Origin of the sequence: Photobacterium sanctipauli, from assembly GCF_003026495.1 — a bacterium.
Lineage (GTDB): Bacteria > Pseudomonadota > Gammaproteobacteria > Enterobacterales > Vibrionaceae > Photobacterium > Photobacterium sanctipauli.
The window spans coordinates 193474-217129 of sequence record NZ_PYMA01000006.1 but is presented as its reverse complement, the minus strand read 5'-3'; the positions used below and the strand labels follow the sequence as shown (position 1 = coordinate 217129).

The 23656-nt window shown below is 51.7% G+C and carries 21 protein-coding genes; 17 read left to right on the top strand and 4 right to left on the bottom strand.

The features are described 5' to 3' along the window. The first annotated feature begins 171 nt into the window (after positions 1–171). From purL to glnB, 4 genes are all read left to right on the top strand, one after another. Positions 172–4068, top strand: a complete 3897-nt coding sequence (gene purL / locus C9I98_RS12125) for a phosphoribosylformylglycinamidine synthase (RefSeq protein WP_036820799.1) — start codon at positions 172–174, stop codon at positions 4066–4068. A gap of 147 nt (positions 4069–4215) precedes the next feature. Then, positions 4216–4896 (top strand): HAD family hydrolase, encoded by a 681-nt coding sequence (locus C9I98_RS12120; protein ID WP_107272021.1) that lies wholly within the window; start codon positions 4216–4218, stop codon positions 4894–4896. A gap of 235 nt (positions 4897–5131) precedes the next feature. Then, a complete protein-coding gene (locus C9I98_RS12115) occupies positions 5132–5536 on the top strand; it encodes a hypothetical protein (protein ID WP_036818688.1) in 405 nt (134 codons plus the stop codon). A gap of 119 nt (positions 5537–5655) precedes the next feature. After that, positions 5656–5994: a nitrogen regulatory protein P-II gene (gene glnB / locus C9I98_RS12110; protein WP_036818686.1), complete on the top strand. Its 339-nt coding sequence runs from the start codon at positions 5656–5658 to the stop codon at positions 5992–5994. An 89-nt stretch (positions 5995–6083) separates the two neighbouring features. Here glnB and C9I98_RS12105 read toward each other — a convergent pair whose 3' ends face one another. Beyond that, the gene (locus tag C9I98_RS12105) at positions 6084–6704 is read right to left on the bottom strand and encodes a YitT family protein (RefSeq protein ID WP_036818684.1); all 621 of its coding nucleotides are present in this window, start codon (positions 6702–6704) and stop codon (positions 6084–6086) included. A gap of 435 nt (positions 6705–7139) precedes the next feature. On the opposite strand from C9I98_RS12105, the gene glyA reads away from it, so the two are divergent. From glyA to C9I98_RS12055, 10 genes are all read left to right on the top strand, one after another. Beyond that, a complete protein-coding gene (glyA, locus tag C9I98_RS12100) occupies positions 7140–8390 on the top strand; it encodes a serine hydroxymethyltransferase (RefSeq protein WP_036818682.1) in 1251 nt (416 codons plus the stop codon). 213 nt (positions 8391–8603) lie between these two features. After that, positions 8604–9053 carry a transcriptional regulator NrdR gene (gene nrdR / locus C9I98_RS12095; RefSeq protein ID WP_036818680.1) on the top strand — a complete coding sequence of 150 codons (450 nt, stop codon included), beginning with the start codon at positions 8604–8606 and terminating at the stop codon, positions 9051–9053. Positions 9054–9104: 51 nt separating this feature from the next. Continuing rightward, entirely contained in the window at positions 9105–10232 is a 1128-nt protein-coding gene (ribD, locus tag C9I98_RS12090) for a bifunctional diaminohydroxyphosphoribosylaminopyrimidine deaminase/5-amino-6-(5-phosphoribosylamino)uracil reductase RibD (RefSeq protein ID WP_107272020.1), read from the top strand. A gap of 11 nt (positions 10233–10243) precedes the next feature. Beyond that, positions 10244–10900, top strand: coding sequence for a riboflavin synthase (locus C9I98_RS12085; RefSeq protein ID WP_036815925.1), 657 nt, complete (start codon positions 10244–10246; stop codon positions 10898–10900). Between the two features lie 21 nt (positions 10901–10921). Beyond that, on the top strand, positions 10922–12025 hold the full coding sequence (gene ribBA, locus C9I98_RS12080) for a bifunctional 3,4-dihydroxy-2-butanone-4-phosphate synthase/GTP cyclohydrolase II (protein WP_036815923.1): 1104 nt from the start codon (positions 10922–10924) through the stop codon (positions 12023–12025). 216 nt (positions 12026–12241) lie between these two features. Beyond that, a complete protein-coding gene (ribH, locus tag C9I98_RS12075) occupies positions 12242–12712 on the top strand; it encodes a 6,7-dimethyl-8-ribityllumazine synthase (RefSeq protein WP_006646664.1) in 471 nt (156 codons plus the stop codon). Then, positions 12712–13179, top strand: coding sequence for a transcription antitermination factor NusB (gene nusB / locus C9I98_RS12070; RefSeq protein ID WP_036815920.1), 468 nt, complete (start codon positions 12712–12714; stop codon positions 13177–13179). The genes ribH and nusB overlap by 1 nt, the downstream gene beginning before the upstream one ends. Before the next feature lie 61 nt (positions 13180–13240). Then, on the top strand, positions 13241–14215 hold the full coding sequence (thiL, locus tag C9I98_RS12065; protein ID WP_036815918.1) for a thiamine-phosphate kinase: 975 nt from the start codon (positions 13241–13243) through the stop codon (positions 14213–14215). A gap of 3 nt (positions 14216–14218) precedes the next feature. Then, positions 14219–14704: a phosphatidylglycerophosphatase A gene (pgpA, locus tag C9I98_RS12060; protein ID WP_036815917.1), complete on the top strand. Its 486-nt coding sequence runs from the start codon at positions 14219–14221 to the stop codon at positions 14702–14704. Positions 14705–14820: 116 nt separating this feature from the next. After that, positions 14821–16911 (top strand): hypothetical protein, encoded by a 2091-nt coding sequence (locus tag C9I98_RS12055; RefSeq protein ID WP_036815915.1) that lies wholly within the window; start codon positions 14821–14823, stop codon positions 16909–16911. 74 nt (positions 16912–16985) lie between these two features. On the opposite strand, the gene dxs is transcribed toward C9I98_RS12055, so the two are convergent. From dxs to xseB, 3 genes are read right to left on the bottom strand one after another with little or no spacing between them, the layout of a single operon-like run. Further along, on the bottom strand, positions 16986–18845 hold the full coding sequence (gene dxs / locus C9I98_RS12050) for a 1-deoxy-D-xylulose-5-phosphate synthase (protein WP_036815914.1): 1860 nt from the start codon (positions 18843–18845) through the stop codon (positions 16986–16988). Positions 18846–18869: 24 nt separating this feature from the next. Further along, a complete protein-coding gene (gene ispA / locus C9I98_RS12045) occupies positions 18870–19772 on the bottom strand; it encodes a (2E,6E)-farnesyl diphosphate synthase (protein ID WP_036815927.1) in 903 nt (300 codons plus the stop codon). After that, complete coding sequence (gene xseB, locus C9I98_RS12040) at positions 19765–20007, bottom strand: exodeoxyribonuclease VII small subunit (protein WP_036815912.1); 243 nt, start codon at positions 20005–20007, stop codon at positions 19765–19767. Before xseB ends, ispA begins: the two co-directional genes overlap by 8 nt. Positions 20008–20220: 213 nt before the next feature. On the opposite strand from xseB, the gene pomA reads away from it, so the two are divergent. From pomA to thiI, 3 genes are all read left to right on the top strand, one after another. After that, a complete protein-coding gene (gene pomA / locus C9I98_RS12035; protein WP_036815910.1) occupies positions 20221–20982 on the top strand; it encodes a flagellar motor protein PomA in 762 nt (253 codons plus the stop codon). Positions 20983–20993: 11 nt separating this feature from the next. Beyond that, the gene (locus C9I98_RS12030) at positions 20994–21914 is read left to right on the top strand and encodes a flagellar motor protein MotB (RefSeq protein WP_036815909.1); all 921 of its coding nucleotides are present in this window, start codon (positions 20994–20996) and stop codon (positions 21912–21914) included. 229 nt (positions 21915–22143) lie between these two features. Next, on the top strand, positions 22144–23592 hold the full coding sequence (gene thiI / locus C9I98_RS12025; protein ID WP_036815908.1) for a tRNA uracil 4-sulfurtransferase ThiI: 1449 nt from the start codon (positions 22144–22146) through the stop codon (positions 23590–23592). Positions 23593–23656: the final 64 nt, after the last annotated feature.

Sequence of the window (23656 nt, the reverse complement as noted above, 5' to 3'; positions counted from 1 at the left end):
CGTCAGGTGTTACGTCACAAAAAAAATTCCCTTATACTACGCTCCATCATGAGCACATCGCCTCTGAAAATTTTGTGAAACGAGGTGGCATTGACGTAATTATCCCAGTTTTAGGCTGGGGGTTAGGCCAATATCACCTTCATTCAACTGCTAATCGAGAGACGTACGCACATGGAAATTTTGCGTGGTTCACCCGCACTGTCTGAGTTTCGCGTTAACAAGCTACTAGAGCGCTGCCGCGAATTGGAACTGCCTGTGACTGGCATTTATGCTGAGTTCATGCACTTTGCCGATCTGTCTGCGCCGTTAAGCGCGGAGGAGCAAAGCAAGCTGGCAAGCTTGCTAACTTACGGCCCTACGATTGCAGAGCACGAGCCTTCTGGCCTACTGCTACTGGTTACCCCGCGTCCGGGAACAATCTCTCCTTGGTCTTCTAAGTCAACCGACATTGCCCACAACTGTGCCCTGGCTCAGGTTAAGCGCCTGGAGCGCGGTACGGCTTACTACATCGAAACATCGTCTGAGCTTTCTGCGCTGCAAGTCACCGAGCTGAAAAGCCTGATCCACGATCGCATGATGGAAGTGGTGTTCACCGAGTTCGATGCCGCTGTGGCACTTTTCCAAGTGGCAGAGCCGGCGCCAGTGGCTGATGTCGACCTGCTTTCAGGTGGCCGCAAGGCACTGGAAGAAGCAAACGTCACACTCGGCCTTGCCCTTGCCGAAGATGAGATTGATTACCTGCTTGAGAGCTTTGTGACTAAGCTTGAGCGCAACCCGACAGACATCGAGCTGATGATGTTCGCACAGGCGAACTCTGAGCACTGTCGCCACAAAATCTTCAATGCGGATTGGACAATCGACGGCGTTAAGCAAGAGAAGTCGTTGTTCAAGATGATCAAGAACACGTTCGAAACCACGCCTGATCACGTACTTTCTGCCTACAAAGATAACGCGGCAGTCATGACGGGTTCGAAAGTGGGCCGTTTCTTCCCTGATCCGGACACTCGCCAGTACAACTACCACAACGAAGATGCGCACATCCTGATGAAGGTTGAAACGCACAACCACCCAACGGCTATTTCCCCGTGGCCGGGCGCATCTACCGGTTCTGGTGGTGAGATTCGTGACGAGGGCGCGACAGGTATCGGCGGTAAGCCAAAAGCCGGTCTGGTTGGTTTCACCACATCTAACCTGCGTATTCCTGGTTTTGAACAGCCATGGGAAACCGACTTCGGTAAGCCGGGTCGTATCGTTAATGCACTGGACATCATGCTAGAAGGCCCGCTGGGCGGCGCGGCATTCAACAACGAATTTGGTCGTCCTAACCTGCTTGGCTACTTCCGCACCTACGAAGAAAAAGTGACTTCGCATGCAGGCGAAGAGGTTCGTGGCTACCACAAGCCAATCATGATTGCCGGTGGTATGGGTAATATCCGTGGCGAACACGTGCAGAAGAAAGAGATCCCGGTTGGTGCAAGCCTGATCGTATTGGGCGGCCCGGCGATGAACATCGGCCTTGGTGGCGGTGCAGCTTCTTCAATGGCCTCGGGCCAGTCGGCGGAAGATCTGGATTTTGCATCGGTACAGCGTGAAAACCCAGAGATGGAACGTCGCTGCCAGGAAGTAATTGACCGTTGCTGGCAGCTAGGTGATGCCAACCCAATCGCCTTTATCCACGATGTGGGCGCGGGTGGTATTTCAAACGCCTTGCCTGAGCTTGTCGATGACGGCGAGCGTGGCGGTATCTTCCAGCTTCGCGACGTGCCAAACGACGAGCCGGGAATGAGCCCGCTGGAAATTTGGTGTAACGAGTCGCAAGAGCGTTACGTTATGGCAGTGGCGCCTGAAAACATGGCGGCGTTCGACGCGATTTGTCAGCGTGAGCGTGCACCGTACGCGGTTGTTGGTATTGCCACTGAAGAGCGTGAGCTGAAACTGGAAGATTCGCACTTCGACAATACGCCAATCGATATGCCAATGGATATCCTATTGGGTAAAACGCCGAAGATGCACCGTGACGCGAAAACGCTGAAGGTAGACAGCCCGGCAATCGCCCGCGACGGTATCGAAATCAATGAAGCGGCCGAGCGTGTGCTTCGCCTGCCAACCGTTGCCGAGAAGACGTTCCTTATTACTATCGGTGACCGTACGGTGACGGGCCTGGTTGCGCGCGATCAGATGGTTGGCCCATGGCAGATCCCTGTGGCGAACTGTGCGGTAACGGCGGCAAGCTACGACTCTTACCACGGCGAAGCCATGTCGATGGGTGAGCGTACACCGGTTGCACTGCTAGACTTCGGCGCTTCTGCGCGCTTGGCTGTGGGCGAATCGCTAACCAACATCGCTGCAACGGATATCGGCGATATCAAGCATATTAAACTGTCTGCGAACTGGATGTCTCCAGCAGGCCACCCGGGTGAAGACGCGGGCCTTTACGAAGCGGTGAAAGCCGTTGGTGAAGAGCTATGTCCGGCACTGGGCCTGACTATCCCTGTTGGTAAAGACTCAATGTCGATGAAGACCAAGTGGGAAGACAACGGCGAGAACAAAGAAGTGACTTCGCCGCTGTCGCTGATCATCACCGCCTTTGGCCGTGTTGAAGACGTACGCAAGACGGTGACACCTCAGCTTCGCACGGATCAGGGCGAAACGTCGCTGCTTCTTGTTGATCTGGGTAACGGTAAGAACCGCCTGGGTGCAACGGCACTGGCGCAGGTGTACAAGCAGTTGGGTGACAAGCCAGCCGACGTTGACAACGCAGAGCAGCTAAAAGGCTTCTTCGACGCCATGCAGGCGCTGGTTCGCGACGACAAGCTGGTGGCTTACCACGATAAGGGCGACGGTGGCCTGTTCGTGACACTGGCAGAGATGGCATTTGCGGGTCATTGTGGTGTGAAAGCGGACGTTGCTGCTCTAGGCGATGATGCTCTTGCTGCGCTATTTAATGAAGAGCTAGGTGCGGTGGTTCAGGTGAAGAACGACGACCTAGAAGCGGTTAAAGCGGTATTGGCAGCAAATGGCCTAGAAGCTTGCTCGCACGTTATCGGTAGTGTTGAAGCGTCAGATAGCCTGGTGATTACCTCAGGCGAGGCTGTGGTACTTGAACGCTCTCGTACCGAGCTACGTACTATCTGGGCTGAAACAACACACAAGATGCAGGGGCTACGCGATAACCCAGCATGTGCTGACCAAGAGTTCGAAGCCAAGAAAGACAACAGCGATCCGGGCCTGAATACCAAGCTAAGCTTTGACATCAACGAAGATGTGGCGGCGCCTTACATTGCGAAGGGTGCTAAGCCTAAGATGGCTATCTTGCGTGAGCAAGGTGTTAACTCCCACGTTGAAATGGCGGCGGCATTTGACCGTGCTGGCTTTGAAGCAACCGATATTCACATGAGCGATATCCTGACAGGCCAAGCGGTACTGGATGAGTACCACGGCCTAGTGGCTTGTGGTGGCTTCTCTTACGGTGACGTACTGGGGGCCGGTGAAGGTTGGGCGAAGTCTATCCTGTTCAATGGCCAGGCGCGTGAGCAGTTCCAGGCCTTCTTCAACCGCGACAACACCTTCTCGTTGGGTGTGTGTAACGGCTGTCAGATGCTATCGAACCTGAAAGAGCTGATCCCGGGTGCTGACCTGTGGCCGCGCTTCGTGCGTAACGAGTCTGAGCGCTTTGAAGCACGCTTTAGCTTGGTGGAAGTGCAGAAGTCTGACTCTGTCTTCTTCAACGGTATGGAAGGCTCTCGCATGCCAATCGCGGTTTCTCACGGTGAAGGCCGCGTGGAAGTGCGTGATGCAGACCACCTTGCTGCTATCGAGGCATCTGGTACGGTTGCGGTACGTTACGTGGACAACCACGGTAACCCAACCCAGCAGTACCCGAACAACCCGAATGGTTCACCGAATGCAATCACGGGTTTGACAACCCAAGATGGCCGCGTGACTATCATGATGCCTCACCCAGAGCGTGTATTCCGCACAGTGGCTAACTCTTGGCACCCAGATGACTGGAACGAGAACAGCCCATGGATGCGCATGTTCCGTAATGCTCGAGTGAATATTGGCTAAGCAGCGATGTTCGTTTGATTAAAAAAACCGCTCTTTTGAGCGGTTTTTTGTTTTTAACAACATTTTTCATATAAATTTCTCGCCTAAATCACAAGAGTATGATTAAGCTGAACTTGTAGCATTTCGGTTCGCTATTGGGGGAGGCTTATGATTTTCTTCGACCTTGATAATACGTTGCTCGATCACGATGGTGCCGAGCAGGATGCGATTCGGACGTTCGTTTCCCGATACATTGACGAAGTCAGTGATGAGGCGCGGCAATCACCGGAAACGGTGTGGCGGGCAATAACGGACAGGCAGCGTATCCGCTGGCGGGCAGGGGAGCTGAGCTTCCAAGAGTTGCGCCGGGCGAGGATCAGCGAATTGTTCAAGAGCCCCCTTAGCAGCGAGCAAGCCGATCGGTTGGTGAGCGAGTATTACCAAATCTACCGCCTGCATTGGCGCTTGTTTCCCGACGTTGTGCCGGCACTCACCCAACTGCAGCAAGTCTCGCCGCTGGCGGTGATCACCAATGGCTTTGCGTTCCAGCAGCAGGCAAAGTTGCAAGACACTAACATCAGCGAATTTTTCCGCTTCGTCGTGACCTCCGAGCAGGTCGGTGTCGCCAAGCCCGATCCCATTATTTTTCAACAGGCAGTTAAATCGGCCAAGGCACACGCCGGGGATTGCTGGTTTGTTGGCAACCACCCAATTAATGATGCCGAGGCGGCGCAACAGGCAGGGTTGAAAGCAGTATGGTTGAACCGCCATCGCTTCGATACCAAGGTCAGTACCCGGGTTGTCAGAACCCTCGATGGTTTTGTCGATTTGGTCAAGGTTCAATATTGACATCAATAGTTTAGGAATAAAGATTAATTAAAATCAATAAAACCAACTGAACTATAACTTAGGCTTATGTCTAATCAATTAATAAGGAGGCCAATAATAAATTACTATATACCCAAGCTATTTCATCTTGAAGTAACTTGGCTATATATATTGTGTTGGTTAAATTACCCGCATAGAATGTGCGCTTATTTTCCAGCCACCTTACCCCATTAGCTTTCATGGAAGAGAGACGAAAATGGATCACAAACGGAATATCTTAGTCAATACTGCCAAGGGGCTGGCGGTGCTAGTGGCTATTTGCTTACTCAGGTACGCAGAGACCTTCGTCACAGTCGTAAGCTTCAACCAAGTCGGTATTGTTCCCAATATCATAGCCATGCTTGTGCTGCTGTCAGGCATTTCAGCCATCGTCGGCCTAGGCCGTGGCGACCGTTGGGGCTTCATCCCGCTGTACTTCTTTATCCCGGCCATCACCATGTTCTTCGGCTATAGCATGATCCCGTACCTTCCTTCGCTGGTTAGCCCGGATCTAAGGCCATTCTCAATCGTATTGCTCAACAGTTCGGTGTTGGTGTTTTCAGTGCTGGTACTGCTAAAAATGATGGACGATGATGTCGTCCTGCCAGTTGAAAAATGCTGAACCCAATACGTTCCATTTGATATACTGCCCCCAATATTAATCAGGCAGTTGGCGAGAAACAGGCCAGACCGAGCCCAAGCATTACGCCAGTGACCTCTGCTCAGCAAAGGATGATGAAAATGAAAAAAATTGAAGCCATTATTAAGCCATTCAAGCTTGATGATGTTCGTGAAGCCCTAGCCGATGTAGGGATCACAGGTATGACCGTATCAGAAGTGAAAGGCTTCGGTCGCCAGAAAGGCCACACCGAGCTGTACCGCGGTGCAGAGTACATGGTCGACTTCCTGCCAAAAGTGAAGCTTGAAATCGTTGTCGCCGATGAAGTCGCAGAGCAGTGCATCGACACCATTATCGAAACCGCCCAAACTGGCAAGATCGGTGACGGCAAGATCTTCATGTTCGATGTTGAGCGCGTGGTGCGTATTCGTACCGGCGAGGAAGACGAAGACGCTATCTAAACTAAGGCGATTTGCCTGCTTGGCTGTATTAAAAAGGCTTGCCGATTGGCAAGCCTTTTTGGTTGTGTCTGGTTTGGATTTCGTTTGGCTTAGCTGCTTGCCTGTGGCTTCAGCTCGCCGCTGTAGCGGCCCGGCTTGTGGTTCATCGCCAGTACCAGGTTCAGCATGAAGGCGCCGATCACCGAGAACAGAAGAACCATCGGGCTGACCAAGAAGAATGAGGCAACCAGGATACTGATATCAATACCCATCTGCAGTTTGCCCGCAGACAAGCCAAACTTCTCCTGAAGGAACAGCACCAATACGTTGAACCCGCCAAGGCTTGTCTTGTGGCGGAATAGGATAAGCATCCCCAAGCCCATCAGCAGGCCACCGATCACGGCGCAGTACAGCGGCTCTAGGCGGCTGATTTCCAATACATGGTGCAAGTTGTCGGTGATCACCGATACCATACCGCCAGAAATCACACTGGTGATAGCAAAGCTACGGCCCATGCGGAACCAGGCCATAAGGTAAAATGGGCAGTTCATCAAAAAGTACAGCTGACCAAAGGTAAGGTCGACAAATTGGCTGGCAAGCAGTGCGAGGCCGGTTGTCCCGCCTGTCAGTAAGTCAGCCTGCTGCAAAAAGAAAACACCTTGGGCAACGATGAAAGTCCCCGTCAGAATGGCAATGATATTTTCTTTCAGTGAATGATGGTAACCGCTCAAAACAACACTCCTTATAGTTGAAGGCCGCCATGATAATGCCCAAACATGAAAAATAAGAGTCTAACTTTGAAATAGCTGTTTTTTGCGGTGTACAAAAATAAATACGCAATTGTAAAAAACTAATTTTGCTGCTTGGTTGTAAAAAATGAAACGTAATTATGTCGAGTGTTGGTTGCTCCCCCACCAAGATGAAAACAATTCATACCAGCATTGAAATAAATAACGATAAAAAGTTACTTTGGGGCTACCTGATTTAGATCAAATTCGGTAAAATACGGCGTTATATACAAGCATGACGAAAACGTTTGCGTCCACGTGGCGCCTAGCTTTACGAATTTTTGTTTTTTGCCCGAAAATGTATGTTTACAGCCTGTTTTGGTTATTCGGAAAATTTAACCAAAACGGTACAAATATAATCTGAGTCAGGAGATACAGATGCTAAAGCGCGAGATGAACATTGCCGATTACGACGCCGAACTATTTGCAGCTATTCAGGAAGAAACTGCGCGTCAGGAAGAGCACATTGAACTGATTGCTTCTGAGAACTACACCAGCCCACGTGTAATGGAAGCGCAAGGCTCTCAGCTAACCAACAAGTACGCTGAAGGTTACCCGGGCAAGCGTTACTACGGTGGTTGTGAGTACGTCGACAAAGCAGAGCAGCTGGCTATCGACCGCGCATGTGAACTGTTTGGTGCTGAGTACGCAAACGTACAGCCGCACTCTGGTTCTCAGGCTAACAATGCCGTTTACATGGCGCTACTAAACGCGGGCGACACCGTGCTAGGCATGAGCTTGGCGCACGGTGGTCACTTGACTCACGGCTCGCCTGTGAACTTCTCGGGTAAGCTTTACAACATCATCCCTTACGGCATTGATGAAGCGGGCCAAATTGACTACGACGAAATGGAAGCCTTGGCACTTGAGCACAAGCCAAAGATGATCATTGGTGGCTTCTCGGCGTACTCACAAGTGTGTGATTGGGCGCGTATGCGTGAAATCGCTGACAAGGTAGGCGCTTACTTCTTCGTTGATATGGCGCACGTTGCTGGCCTTATCGCTGCGGGTGTTTACCCTAACCCGGTTCCACACGCACACGTGGTAACAACCACAACGCACAAGACCCTTGCCGGCCCTCGTGGTGGCTTGATCCTGTCTTGCGAAGGCGAAGACCTATACAAGAAGCTGAACTCAGCAGTATTCCCAGGCGGCCAGGGCGGCCCGCTAATGCACGTGATTGCCGCTAAAGCGGTTGCGTTCAAAGAAGCGATGGAGCCTGAGTTCAAGGAATACCAAGCACGCGTTGTAGAAAATGCCAAGGTCATGGTAGGCGAGTTCCTAGAGCGCGGCTACAAGATTGTTTCTGGCAGCACCGAGAACCACCTGTTCCTGGTGGATCTGATCGACAAGGGCATCACAGGTAAAGAAGCGGATGCCGCACTGGGTGCTGCGAACATTACCGTGAACAAGAACAGCGTGCCAAACGACCCACGCAGCCCGTTTGTGACTTCAGGTATCCGAGTGGGTACGCCTGCGATCACTCGCCGCGGTTTCACTGCAGATGACGCTAAGCAACTTGCTGGCTGGATGTGTGACGTGCTGGATAACACTGACAAACCAGAAGTTATCGAAGCGACCAAGGCGAAAGTACTGGAAATCTGTAAGCGCCTTCCGGTTTACGCATAATAGGCTTTCGGGCCAGCTTCTTGCTGGCCTTGAGAACTGAATCAGGGCTTGCCGTTGGGCAAGCCCTTTTTTGTGGTTGTAAAAGGGCTCCGTTACCGGAATGGCATGGGATGAAACTGCGAAATATCGCTAAACCAGTAGAAAAAACAGGCTAAAGCTCTCTATATACGAATGAAATGAGTTACACTGGGATGACGAAAACTAGGAGGCAAGATGCATTGTCCTTTTTGTGGTGCAAATGACACCAAAGTAATTGATTCCCGCTTGGTGGCAGATGGCCACCAAGTTCGTCGTCGACGCCAGTGCTTGGCGTGTAGCGAGCGTTATACGACGTTTGAAACGGCTGAGCTGGTGATGCCTCGCGTGATTAAAACCAATGGCAACCGCGACCCGTTTAATGAAGAAAAACTGCGTGGCGGTATTCAGCGTGCATTGGAAAAGCGTCCGGTTAGCGCCGATGATATCGAGCGTGCCATCAACACGATCAAGTCTCGCCTGCGCGCAACGGGTGAGCGTGAAGTCCCATCAGAGATGATCGGCAACTTGGTAATGGAAGCGCTGAAAGAGTTAGATAAGGTCGCTTACATTCGCTTTGCTTCTGTTTATCGCAGTTTCGAAGATATTCGTGAGTTTGGCGAAGAAATCGCTAAGCTAGAAAAATAAATTGCGCTCGGGGCAAGCGACCCCGAGGCGCCATAGATATATCAAAGTCAGATGTTCTCACCTATTGACCATGCCATGATGCGCCGTGCTATCGAGCTGGCAAAAAACGGCGTTTATACCACTGCTCCCAATCCCAATGTTGGCTGTGTCATTGCCCATAACGATGAAATTGTCGGTGAAGGCTATCATTACCAAGCAGGTCAGCCCCATGCCGAAGTGTATGCCCTGCAGGCAGCTGGCGAACGCGCGCGCGCGGCAACTGCTTATGTCACGCTTGAGCCATGCTCGCACTTTGGCCGAACGCCACCGTGTGCCAAGGCCTTGGTTGAAGCCGGGGTGGGGCGCGTAGTCTGTGCCATGGTGGACCCAAACCCGAAAGTGGCGGGACGTGGTATTGAAATGCTGCAGGTTGCCGGTATTGAAGTGCAAACCGGATTACTTGAGCAAGACGCCATCGACTTAAACCAGGGGTTCATCAAGCGGATGAAAACCGGCAAGCCGTTTGTCCAGCTTAAGCTGGCGGCGAGCCTTGACGGCCGAACGGCATTGGCTAACGGCGAAAGCAAGTGGATCACCGGGCCGGCGGCAAGGGCTGATGTCCAGCGTTACCGTGCCAAGGCGGGGGCGATACTGTCGACCAGCGCCACGGTATTGGCGGATGACCCGTCACTGAATATCCGCTGGAGCGAGCTGGGCGAGGCCGTGCAGGAGTGCTATCCGCAAGGCAACTTGCGCCAGCCGAAGCGCGTGGTGATTGACAGCCGTAACCGAGTGACTCCGGCACATAAGCTGGTGGGGTTAGCGGGCGAAACGCTGTTGGTACGTAACCAGGCTGACGAGCAGGTTTGGCCTGAGTCGGTGGAGCAACTGGTGTTGCCAGCCCCTGAGGGCGAGCAAAGTGGTATCGATCTCGATAGCTTGATGAATGAACTGGTTTCCCATGACATCAACCATATATGGGTGGAAGCCGGGGCCAAGTTGGCGGGGGGCTTGTTGTCGGCAGGCTTGGTTGACGAGCTAATTTTGTACCAAGCGCCTAAGCTGATGGGAAGCGACAGCCGTGGTTTGGTTGATCTTGAAGGCTTGGTGGCAATGTCTGATGTCCCTGAATTGACGATTACTGATGTGCGAATGGTTGGACCCGATATTCGGATCACAGCCCGACTCAATGAAATTTAAGAAAGGTTTCCATGTTTACTGGCATTATCGAAGCTGTAGGAACGATTACAGCACTCACCCCGAAAGGGAAAGATATCTCGGTCACGGTTGATTCCGGCAAGCTGGATCTATCCGATGTGAAATTGGGTGATAGCATTGCCACCAACGGCGTGTGCCTGACGGTTGTCGAGCTGACAGGCTCGGGCTATGTGGCCGATCTCTCGCTGGAAACACTGCAACGTACTGCGTTTGCAAGCTATAAGGCGGGCCAGAAGGCGAACCTTGAGAAAGCCATGCTGCCGACAACCCGCTTTGGTGGCCATATGGTATCGGGCCATGTCGATGAGGTGGCTGAAATCATTGAGCGAACCCACACCGGACGCGCGATTGAGTTTTGGGTAAAGGCCCCTGCACATTTGGCGAAATACATCTCTGAAAAAGGCTCGGTATCGATTGACGGAATCAGCCTCACCGTGAATGCGATCCGTGGTGACGAGTTCAAGCTGACTATCGTCCCGCATACAGCTGCCGAAACTACAATGGAATCTTTCAAGGTTGGCCGCAAGGTGAACTTGGAAGTCGATGTGATTGCCCGTTACCTTGAGCGATTGATGCTCGGTGAAAAGGCGGCAGAAAAGAAATCCGAAGTGACCATGGATTTGCTGGCGAAAAGCGGCTTCCTTGGTTAAATACAAAATAAAGGTACTGTTATGGCATTGAGCAGCGCGAAGGACATCATCGAAGACATCCGCCAGGGTAAAATGGTGATCCTGATGGACGATGAAGATCGTGAGAACGAAGGTGATTTGATTATCGCGGCCGATAAGATCACCCCGGATGCAATTAACTTTATGGCCAAGTATGGTCGCGGCCTGATTTGCCTTACATTGACCCAGTCGCGTTGTAAGCAGTTGAACCTGCCATTGATGGTGCAGGATAACACCGAGCAGTTCAGTACCAACTTCACTGTGTCTATCGAGGCGGCTGAAGGCGTGACGACCGGTATTTCGGCAGCTGACCGTTCCCGTACCGTTCAAGCGGCGGTGGCACCGAATGCCTCGGCTGCGGATATCGTGATGCCGGGCCATATCTTCCCATTGATGGCGCAAGAAGGCGGGGTATTAGCCCGTGCCGGCCACACTGAAGCAGGTTGTGATGTTGCCCGTCTGGCGGGCTTGGAGCCATCCAGTGTGATTGTCGAGATCTTGAACGAAGACGGCACCATGGCGCGTCGCCCGGATCTTGAAGTGTTCGCTGAGCAGCATGGCCTGAAGCTAGGTACGATTGCGGATCTTATTGAGTACCGCAATAACAATGAAACCACCATCGAGCGTGTTGGCCACTGCAAACTGCCAACCGAATTTGGTGAGTTCGATATGATCACATACCGCGATACCATTGATAACCAGATCCACTATGCCCTGCAAAAAGGCGAAGTGAAAAACGGTAAATCGACGTTAGTGCGCGTTCACTTGCAAGATACCTTCAAGGATATCTTGCACTCAGGTGCATCGCAGTGGACACTGCCTGCTGCAATGAAGCGCATTGCTGACGAAGGAGGCGTGTTGGTTGTGCTGAGCAAGCACGAGAGCCAGGAGTCGGTGATCACCAAGGTGAACCATTTGGCTGCGCAATCTGACGGCAAGCCAATGGTGAAGCTGAACCCGAAAGATCAATCACGCCAGGTAGGCGTGGGTTCGCAAATCTTGTCTGATTTGGGGGTGTCGAAAATGCGCCTGCTTTCATCGAGCACCCAACGCTACCACTCGCTATCGGGTTTCGGCCTAGAAGCGGTTGAGTATATCTGCGAATAATTTCGGCAGGGAACTGCCAACTGTCCAAGCCTCCCTTATCGCAAGTACGCACTAAAGCAGGGGGCTTTGATGGATTTAACACTAAATTTATTAATGTTGGAATGAGTTACCGACGCAGTGAGAGTCTGTTGAATATGCCAATTGGTATAACGCATAAAGTGTGATAGACTCCCGCGGTTTCTCATACCGGAAAAAGACATAGTCACAGGAAGGCCCATGAAGGTAATTGAAGGCGCCATCGCGGCACCAAACGCAAAAGTTGCTATCGTAATCGCACGCTTCAACAGCTTTATCAACGAAAGCCTGCTTTCAGGCGCGCTAGACGCTCTGAAACGTCAGGGTCAAGTAAGTGAAGACAACATCACCGTTGTTCGTTGCCCAGGTGCATACGAGCTTCCGCTTGTTGCTCAGCAGGTTGCTAAAAGCGATCGTTATGACGCTATCGTTGCGCTTGGCTCTGTGATCCGTGGCGGTACGCCGCACTTTGATTATGTTGCCGGTGAGTGTAATAAAGGTCTGGCGCAAATCGCTCTTGAGTACAATACTCCAGTAGCATTTGGTGTTCTGACTGTAGATTCTATCGAACAAGCCATCGAGCGTGCCGGTACCAAGGCTGGTAATAAAGGGGCAGAGGCTGCACTAAGCGCGCTTGAAATGGTTAATGTCCTGTCCCAAATTGAATCCTAATGGGGGTTAGTGTGAAACCAGCCGCACGTCGTAATGCACGTCAGTTTGCTGTACAAGCAATTTATTCTTGGCAAATCACCAAAGGCAATGTAGCCGATATCGAGCAGCATTTCCTATCGGGTGATAATTTTGAAGAAGAAGAGCACAAGGCCGACGCGCCTGAGCTTGCAGCACCGCATTCAGACGTTGCCTACTTCCGTGATCTACTAACAGGCGTTGTACTGAACCACCAGGAGCTGGATAGCAAAATGCGTCCATACCTGTCGCGTCCGCTACAAGACCTAGATCAGATGGAACTAGCGCTTCTTCGTCTTGCTATGTACGAGATGGTTAAGCGTGATGACGTACCATACAAAGTTGTGATCAACGAAGCGATCGAGCTGGCTAAAGCCTTCGGCGCAGAAGACAGTCACAAGTTTATCAATGGTGTGTTGGATAAAGCAGCACCATCACTTCGCAAGAAGTAATCGAATATGATTTCAAAAGGCCAGCATCGCTGGCCTTTTTTCTTTCTGGGAAGCAAGGAATATGGCGAGTAACGAATTTGATTTAATTGCTCAGTATTTTGAGAGGCAGGCGGTCAACCGCAGTGATGTACCACTGGCGATTGGCGATGATTGTGCCCTGTTGGAAGTGCCCGTTGGCAGCCAGCTTGCCGTTAGTACGGATTCGCTAGTAGCAGGTACTCACTTTCTGGCCGATGCCGATCCTGTTCGTGTTGCCCACAAAGCATTGGCATCCAACCTCAGTGACTTGGCCGCGATGGGCGCGACCCCGGCGTGGGTTTCGCTTGCCCTGACGATGCCAGAACCCGACGAGCCTTGGCTCGCGAAATTTTGCGAGGGCTTTTTTGCCTTGGCGGAGTATTACAACGTCCAGCTGGTCGGGGGCGACACTACCAAGGGGCCGCTAAGCATTACCCTGACGGTGCATGGTTTTGTTCCCCAGGGGCAGGCACTGACACGCTACGGTGCCAGTTCGGGCGATTGGATCTACGTGACAGGCAACCTTGGCGATAGCGCGGCGGGGTTGGCTGTCCTGCTCGGCCAGGCTGAACTGGAAGACAAGCAGTTGGCGGAAACCTTGGTTGAGCGCCATTTCATGGCCCAGCCGCGGGTACTGACGGGACAGGCGCTACGCAAGGTGGCGTCGGCGGCGTTGGATATTTCTGATGGTTTAGTGTCTGATCTCGGACACATTTTGAAACGCTCTGGGCTTGCAGCGGTGATTGAAGTTGATAAATTACCTCTTTCGCCGGAATTGAAAGCATTCGAGCCCTTGCAGGATAAAGCACTGCAACTCGCGCTGACGAGCGGTGAAGAATATGAATTGTGCTTTACTGTGCCAGAGCAAAATCGCGGTGCGGTTGAAACTGCGCTAGCCCATACCGGGGTAAGCGCGACCTGTGTTGGCCAGCTACGTCCGGGCAGCGGGATCACGCTATTGCGTGATGGCAACCCGCTTGACTGGCAGCTTCAAGGCTATGATCACTTTGCGGAGTAAATAGTGGGAAACCCAAAAGATTACATTAACTTAAAGAATCCTTGGCATTTTTTAGCAACCGGGTTCGGTAGCGGCCTATCACCAATTATCCCAGGTACGATGGGCACGGTTGCTGCGATCCCGCTATACCTGCTGATGGTGCAGTTGCCATTTGCCGTGTACCTGTTGCTGACACTGGTTGCTGCGCTTATCGGTATTACCATCTGCCAAAAAACCTCTGATGATATGGGCGTGCATGATCACGGCAGTATCGTGTGGGATGAGTTTGTTGGCTTTTGGATCACCATGGCGATTGTGCCTGTGGTGACTTGGCAGTGGGTATTGGCTGGCTTTGTTTTGTTCCGCTTCTTCGATATGGTGAAGCCTTGGCCTATCAGCTGGCTGGACAAGCACGTCCATGGCGGCCTGGGCATTATGGTTGATGACATCTTGGCTGGCTTCATGGCAATGATTGCCCTGTGGGGTGTTGGCCACTGGATGGGCTGGTAATACAAGGATGCTGACCTATTGATAGAAAGGCCGCGCAGTTGCGCGGCTTTTTTATATCTAATTCAATGGACTAAGCTTTCATAGAGTACGGAGAGTTGTGCTATGGAGGCTGCTGATTGAGTGTATTAAAGAAGATAGTCTGGGGGGCTTGGCTTGCGCTGCTAACGCCGATGAGTCTGGCCCAAGTTTATCCTTCGACAGGAACGGCTTGGGTTTTGCTAGGCAGTTGGCAAGATACGGTGAGTTCGGGCGGGGTGATAACAGCTGAGCAACTGAAATTATGGGAAAGCCAGCATGCTGATGTGGTTTTTGGCAGCATGCAAGATCGCGAAATGAACCAGAAAATGAATGCGATGGGGTATATGTATGCCCATAAGTTCGATTGCCGCCCTGGCCTTCAAGAAGCATGGCTAAGCCAGCAGGCTTATCTTTCTGGTCTCGATCTAGAAGAGGCCTACCTGCATTTTGCAGAAGATACTAAGTTGCTGCTTGATAACCCCAGCAGTGGGTTGGATTTTTTGCTGGCGGGGCAGGCTTATCATTTGCTGTTGATCCGTGATGGGCAGTACTCAACTGCACGCTTACCCATTGAGCTAGAGCCAACTGACAAGATCGTGCTTATTGCCTCTTCCCCTTTTGATGGTTTATCTCTGAAGGCAGAAAAGCTACCCAAAATTTCTCGCCATGAGATCAATGAACAAGGCACAGTCAGTCATTGGCAGCCTGTTGACGTAGAGTGGCACCAACAAGAAGGAGGAGGTAGGGGGTATAGCGGGCAACTTGATTGGAGTGGTGCATGGCACAGTGCGCAGCCAAGGTATCAAGGGCGGGAGTTAAACAGTGGTGAACCGGGCTTGGCCGCCGGGCTCAGGGTTTGGATGCTGGAGTTAGCATGGCAGCAAGCAAGCCGGGTTGAAAGTTTGGCAATCAGTCCTTGGCTTGAGGTGACTGAAAGTGATAAGCAATTAGTGCTTGCCATTCCTGGTTGGGATCCTATTAACGATAAAAATAGCGATGGCTATGTTGATCGTTACGAGTATGCCTCTCGGGCTAACCATCAAGCATCAGCCCGTTTTCGTCACCAGTCAAGACTCATTCCAGCAGGCTACCTTTGGCCAGGAACTTGCTGGTACCGGGTTAATTTTCTCGATAGCGACATCAACCGACTTCATGCGCAGTGGTACCAACAAGATTGGCAACGGCAGGGGCTTTCCGGTGCATACAACGATGACATGGCTAAGCTGTTGGGCAGTAACCAGTTCGAGGTGGTATCCGGCGGTACCATCAGTGAGTTACCGTATGCGGCTGGTAGCCAGCAGGCAGAGTATGAGTATGCGACACAGCTTGCGGTTTTTCTCCAGCAGGTAAAATCCCTGACCGGAACCCGATGGCTAGCCTCGAATATCTCCGAACTTAACTTATGGCACTATGCGCCCTGGCCACCAATAATGCGGCAAGTCATAGACGTTTGGCTACGGGAGCACTACCTCACGCCTGCTATTGGACTCGGGCGGCTTCAACGCTATTGGGATAATTTTGCCCTGGCAAGCCAACAAGACAAGAGCTTGATCATGGCCTCGACCAAAGGGGGAAGAAGCCAACATTCACCAGCCGATCTTCTGGCATGGCAATTAGACATTGAAACAGGCTTGGCACTCTATTATCTGTTTAATATCCCCGGCCAAACCTATTACCACAGCTGGAACCAAAGTTATCGCTACGGTAGCGGCCAGACTGATGCTGCGAATTGGGCACAGCCAGGCATAGCCAAGAATATAGCCTACCAACCGACAGCGATGTTGGGGGTCGATATAGGCATTCCCGAACCAACCCCGCAAGGTACGGAGCGGGTCGTGTTCGATGATAAAGAAAGCAGGGCTGATTCCGCGGCAACGACAATTGGTGCAATCCCTCTCCAGCCATCGGGCTGGTATTGGCTCCAGCGTAGCGGTTGGTTTGGTGATTTTCCCGAGCAAGGAGTGATAGCCCGGCGCTATAGTAATGGCTTGGTTCTTTATCGCGGGGTGAGGGAGCGCAATGACGTGGCTTTTTTCAAAGCTAAGCCACTGGTTGTTAGTCTTGATGGCTATTACCAACGAGTGAGTGTTGATGGTAGCTTAGGACCAAAGGTAAAGACGATCACCCTGGCAGGCTATCAGGGCGTGATATTAAAACGAACCCCAATGAGGCAGAGCGAAGGTAAATAAAAAGCGCCCCAAGCAACTTTGATTGCTCGGGGCGCTTGTTCAGGATGCCGCTCGATTGGTTTTTTGAAAATAACTCAGTCGATATAGGCGCGGATTTGCTTCTCGATACCTGGGCCGTCGATTTCCAGCGCGGCATGCAATTCAGCCTGGGTACCTTGTTCGATAAAGCGATCGGGCAGGCCAATGTTCAGCACCGGTTTGAGGGTCTTGCTCTTCATCAAGAACTCGTTGACGCCACTGCCCGCACCGCCTGCAATGGCATTTTCCTCAACGGTGACAAGCACATCGTGGGTGGCTGCCAGCTCAAGGACTAATGCTTCATCCAGCGGCTTAACAAAGCGCATATCGGCAACCGTCGCGTTAAGGTTCTCTGCCGCTTCAAGGGCATAGCTCAGCGTGGTACCGAAGTTAAGGATCGCGATTTTCTCTCCTTCACGGCGCACAATGCCCTTACCGATTGGCAGTGCCGTCATTTCGCGCTCAGGTGCGACACCCGTGCCACTGCCGCGCGGATAGCGCACGGCACTCGGGCCTTGGTGTTGGTGGCCGGTATATAGCATTTGGCGACATTCGTTTTCGTCGCTCGGCGCCATAATCACCATATTCGGAATACAGCGCATAAAGCTGAGATCAAACGCACCTTGGTGAGTTTGGCCATCAGCACCAACCAAGCCGCCGCGGTCGATAGCGAACATCACCGGCAAGTCCATAATGGCAATATCGTGGATCAGCTGATCATAACCGCGCTGCAAGAAGGTTGAGTAGATAGCCACAACAGGGTTGTAGCCACCAATTGCCATACCGGTTGCCAGGGTCACGGCATGTTGCTCTGCAATCGCCACGTCGAAGTACTGGCTTGGGTACTCTTTCGAGAACTTCACCATACCCGAACCTTCGCGCATCGCTGGGGTGATAGCCATTAGCTTGCTATCTTGCTCAGCCATATCGCACAGCCAATCACCGAAAACATTGGAGAATGTTGGCTGGCTCTTGGCCTTAGGAATAGGGTTTTGGGCCAGATCGAACTTAGGTACCGCATGGTAGTTGATTGGATCTGCTTCGGCAGGGGCATAGCCCTTGCCTTTTTTGGTCATGATGTGCAAGAACTGCGGCCCTTTCAGGTTACGCATGTTCTTCAGCGTTTTAACCAACTCGTCCACATCGTGGCCGTCTACAGGGCCAATGTAGTTAAAGCCCAGCTCTTCGAACATGGTGCCCGGCACGACCATGCCTTTGATATGCTCTTCGGCACGCTTTACCAGCTCTTTGATAGGCGGAGCACCAGCCAGTACTTTCTTGCCACCTTCACGGATAGTGGTGTAAAGGTTGCCAGAAAGTAGGCGGGCAAGGTGGTTGTTCAGGGCGCCCACGTTTTCCGAAATCGACATTTCATTGTCGTTCAGGATCACCAGCATATCTGAGTGCACGTCACCGGCATGGTTCATAGCCTCAAATGCCATACCGGCGGTAATCGCCCCATCGCCGATAACGCTGACCACTTTGCGGCCAAGGCCTTCCTTCTCGGCGGCGATAGCCATGCCTAGGCCGGCACTGATCGAGGTCGACGAGTGGCCGACAGACAAAACGTCGTACTCGCTTTCTTCACGCCAAGGGAACGGGTGGATACCGTCTTTTTGGCGGATGGTTGTCATTTGCTCGCGGCGACCCGTCAAAATTTTGTGTGGGTATGCCTGGTGGCCTACATCCCAGATCAGGTGATCGAACGGGGTGTTGTAGACATAGTGCAAGGCTACTGTTAGCTCGACGGCACCTAAGCCGGAGGCAAAGTGGCCACTACTTTGGCTAACAGAGTTTAATAGGTAGTTACGTAGTTCGTCACACACTGCTGGTAGGCTATCTACAGGCAGAAGACGAAGTTCATCTGGCGTATTCGCTAGGGCCAAATGCGGGTATTTTGAAATATCCAGTGTCATAACATTCACGGCGCTTTACTGTTTTTAGTTGTTGCGCTCGATGACGTATCGGGCAAAAACTTCTAATTGGTCTGTATTGTAGGGTATTGCTTCCAATGCGTGTAGCGCATCTTGATATAATTGTTGTGCTTTTGCCTTCGCGCCATCTAACCCAAGTAAGGCTGGATAGGTACTTTTGTCCAGCTTGAGGTCGGAACCCTGAGGTTTGCCGAGGGTTTCTGTATCACTTATTACGTCAAGAATATCGTCTTGGACTTGAAACGCCAATCCAATTGCATCGGCATATTGATTTAATTGCGGAAGAACCGCGAGCCCTTTGTCGCCAGCTGCCAGTGCACCTAGGCGGATTGCACAACGGATGAGGGCGCCGGTTTTATGCTTGTGGATAGTTTCCAGCTGCTCAAGATCGACGTGTTTGCCTTCGGCTGCAATATCGAGGGCTTGTCCCATGCACATACCGCTGGCACCTGAGGCTTGGGCCAGTTCTTTTACCATGGCTACACGTTGGGTTTCCCCGTCATGGCTAAGCGGGCCAGAGGCCAAGATATCAAACGCCAATGTTTGTAAGGCATCGCCGGCCAAGATGGCTGTCGCTTCATCAAATGCGATATGGCAAGTCGGTTGGCCGCGGCGTAGATCGTCGTCGTCCATGGCTGGCAGATCATCGTGGATCAGCGAATAGGCATGGATACACTCCACTGCCGCCGCCGGGGTATCAAGGTGGTCGAGTTCGACACCAAGCATTTCACCCGTGATATAGGTCAGGTAAGGGCGCGCGCGTTTACCGCCCAGCAAAGTACCGTGCTTCATGGCCTTGATTAGCGGCAGGTCGGAAAACGGCTGCTGCTCGATCCACTGGCTTAGCTGTTGATTGTTTCGCTGCTGGTAATAACCAAGGGATTGCGACAGTGAAGGAGTGTTATTCATTACTTGCATCGAATTCAGTCAGGGGAGCTTGGTCGTCTGCTTGCAGCAGGATTTCTACACGCTGCTCTGCTTGAGTCAATTTTTGTTGGCTGCTGCGAGCAAGTGCAATGCCACGTTCGAATTTTTTCAACGCATCTTCCAATGCAATATCACCGGACTCCAGCTCGTTAACGATGCTGTCTAGTTCGTCCAGTGCGGCTTCAAAGGCCATATTTTCTGGTTTTTTGGCTGCCATAACTATATCGCTTCTTTTTAAGTGCAAGAAAAATAACGTAGAGCTTAATCAGGGTCAAATTATCGCACAGTAATCTGTGTCACAGACAGTAATTTTCATCTTTTGAACCAAGAAAGCTAAATCTAAATTGATTGATGCCGATAAAGTAGCAATTAGATAGAATGTGCAGCAGAAAGATCATGCTCACTGTGTAACAAGTTTGGAGACTATCAAGTGGATTTGGCGACCCTCATAGGATTAATCGGCGCTTTTGTCTTTGTCATCATGGCCATGGTGCTTGGTGGCAGCATCAGTATGTTTGTCGATACCCAGTCGATTTTGATCGTAGTCTGTGGTTCTTTGTTTGTTGCACTGATGCAATACAGTGTTGGGCAATTCTTCGGCGGGGCAAAAATTGCCGCCAAGGCGTTTATGTTCAAGACCGACAATCCTGAAGATCTGATTGCTAAAATCGTTGAAATGGCCGATGCGGCACGTAAAGGTGGTTTTCTGGCGTTGGAAGAGATGGAGGTAGAGAACTCTTTCTTGCGCAAAGGGGTCGACTTGCTTGTCGATGGCCATGATGCCGATGTCGTACGTTCAACGTTGCAAAAAGACATTGGCCTTACCAATGAGCGCCACGAGCAGGGGATCGGTATTTTCAAAGCCCTCGGGGATGTCGCGCCGGCGATGGGTATGATTGGTACCCTGATTGGCTTGGTTGCTATGCTGTCGAACATGGACGACCCGAAATCGATCGGCCCGGCCATGGCGGTAGCACTTTTGACGACGCTTTACGGTGCGATTTTGGCCAACATGGTGATGCTGCCGATTGCCGCCAAGCTGGCACTTCGCAAAGACGAAGAAAAGCTTAACCGCCGCCTGATCTTGGATGGGGTATTGGCAATTCAGGATGGGCAGAACCCACGGGTGATCGACGGCTACCTCAAGAACTACCTCAACGAGAAGAAACGTACCATCAACGGTGATGAGTAAAGGAGCCTGAGATGGATGAGGAACATAAGTGCCCCCCTCCGGGGCTACCGCAATGGATGGGTACCTTCGCTGACTTGAGTACCTTGCTGATGTGCTTCTTTGTACTGTTGCTGTCGTTCTCGGAGATGGATGTACTGAAATTCAAGCAGATTGCCGGTTCGATGAAGTTCGCCTTTGGTGTTCAGAATATGCTTGAGGTGAAAGATATTCCCAAGGGGACCAGTGTGATTGCACAGGAGTTTCGTCCGGGGCGTCCTGAACCGACGCCGATTGATGTGATCATGCAGCAAACCATTGACATGACCCAGCGAACGCTGGATTTCCACGAAGGAGATTCCGAGCGTGCCGGCGGCACCAAGCGCGATGCCGGTAAGCTAACCGGTGGTCAGAGTGCCGATATTGCCACTCAGGAAAACCAAAATAGCGAACAGGAAATGTCGGAGGCCCAGCAGCAACTGCTGGAAGTGCTCAAGCAGGCACTTGACCGCGAAATTGATGAAGGCGCGGTGGAAGTGGAGAACCTCGGCCAGCAGGTGGTGATCCGCATCAAGGAAAAAGGAGCCTTCCCCGAAGGGTCGGCTTTCCTGCAACCTAAATTCCGACCGCTGGTTCGCCAAGTGGCCGATCTCGTGAAAGATGTACCGGGGGTGATCCGGGTGACGGGCCATACCGACAACCAGAAGCTGGACTCGGAGCTATACCGATCTAACTGGGATCTATCTGCTCAACGTGCAGTATCGGTCGCCCAGGAAATGGAGCAGGTAGACGGCTTTGATCACCAGCGCCTTCGGGTGGTGGGATTGGCTGATACCGCACCTCTTAATAAAAACCGTACTCCGGAAGAGCGCAAGGCTAACCGCAGGGTGGAAATTTCCATTATGCAGGGTGAACCGCACTATTCGGAAGAGTTGAGCAGTAGCCCGTCAGCGTAAGTGCCGGCACTCGATACGGGTAATTTCATTCAGAAGCAGCGGTCATTTTATGGTCGCTGCTTTTTTTATGCCTACACTATAGTTAATTGCAGCGGGCTAATCTTACTGTAACCATAGATACCAAAGTGACTTGAAGCTATATCCTTGTTTCAGCGACAGCCTGCTTGCTGTATAATTCGCGCCTTTGATCCTTTTTGGTATTGTTTGGCCCTGTGTAGCGAAGCGTGTTATGAAATTTATTGTTAAACCCCATCCTGAGATTTTTGTAAAAAGTGAATCGGTTCGTAAGCGTTTTACCAAAATTTTGGAATGCAACATCCGCATCATTCTTCAGCGATTGTCTGACTCCATTGCGGTTCACAACCGTCGTAGCCACATTGAAGTATCGGGCAAAGACGACAGCCTACGTGATGATGTGTTGGCGGTTCTGACTCAAACACCGGGTATCCACCATGTGCTTGAGGTGAAGCAGACGACATTTACCGATCTGCACGATATCTACGAGCAGACGCTAGATCACGTACGTGATCAGCTGGAAGGCAAGACCTTCTGCGTGCGTGCCAAGCGTGTGGGTAAGCACGACTTTACATCGATTGAACTTGAGCGCTACGTGGGTGGCGGCTTGAATCAGGCGATTGAGTCTGCTTCTGTGAAGCTGAAGAACCCAGATGTGACGGTACGTGTTGAAGTATCTAACGATACACTGCACCAAATCCTTGCTCGTCACAAAGGCCTTGGCGGCTTCCCTCTGGGGACCCAAGAAGACGTATTGAGCCTGATTTCTGGTGGCTTCGATTCGGGTGTATCAAGCTACCTGCACATCAAGCGTGGTAGTAAGGTTCACTACTGTTTCTTCAACCTTGGCGGCCCGGCCCATGAAATCGGTGTGAAGCAGGTTTCCCACTTCCTCTGGAAGAAGTATGGCTCGTCAGCCAAGGTGAAATTCATCGCTATCGATTTTGATCCTGTTGTGGGCGAAATCTTAGAGAATATCGATGATGGCCAAATGGGCGTGGTACTGAAGCGTATGTTCATGCGCGCCGCGGGCATGGTAGCTGAGCGCTTTGGCATTCAAGCGCTGGTAACGGGTGAAGCATTGGGCCAGGTGTCTAGTCAGACGCTAACCAACCTTCGCCATATCGATGGTGTGACCGATTCGTTGATCTTGCGTCCGCTGATCAACTGGGACAAAGAAGACATCATTGATGTCGCCCGTGATATCGGTACTGAAGAGTTTGCCAAGACCATGCCGGAGTTCTGCGGTGTGATCTCGAAGAGCCCGACAGTGAAAGCGGTGAAAGAAAAACTGGAAGCAGAAGAAGCGAAGTTTGACTTTACCGTGCTTGAGCGTGTGGTAGCAGAGGCCCGTGTGATGGATATTCGTGACATCGAAAAAGAAAGTCAGGAACAAGCACCGGAAATTGAACTGGTTGATCAAATCGACAGCAACGCCATCGTCCTTGATATCCGCAGCCCGGATGAAGAAGACGAGAACCCGCTGGAGATCGACGACGTAGAAGTGAAGCACCTACCGTTCTACAAGCTGGCAACCCAGTTCGGCGAGCTACCGCAAGACAAGACTTACTTGCTGTATTGCGACCGTGGCGTAATGAGCCGCCTTCAGGCACTGTACCTGAAAGAAAATGGCTATGAGAACGTTAAGGTTTACCGTCCTTAACAGCGGTACCGTGAAGCTATGCTCCTATGAGTAACTAGCTGATACAAAAATAAAAACGAGAGCA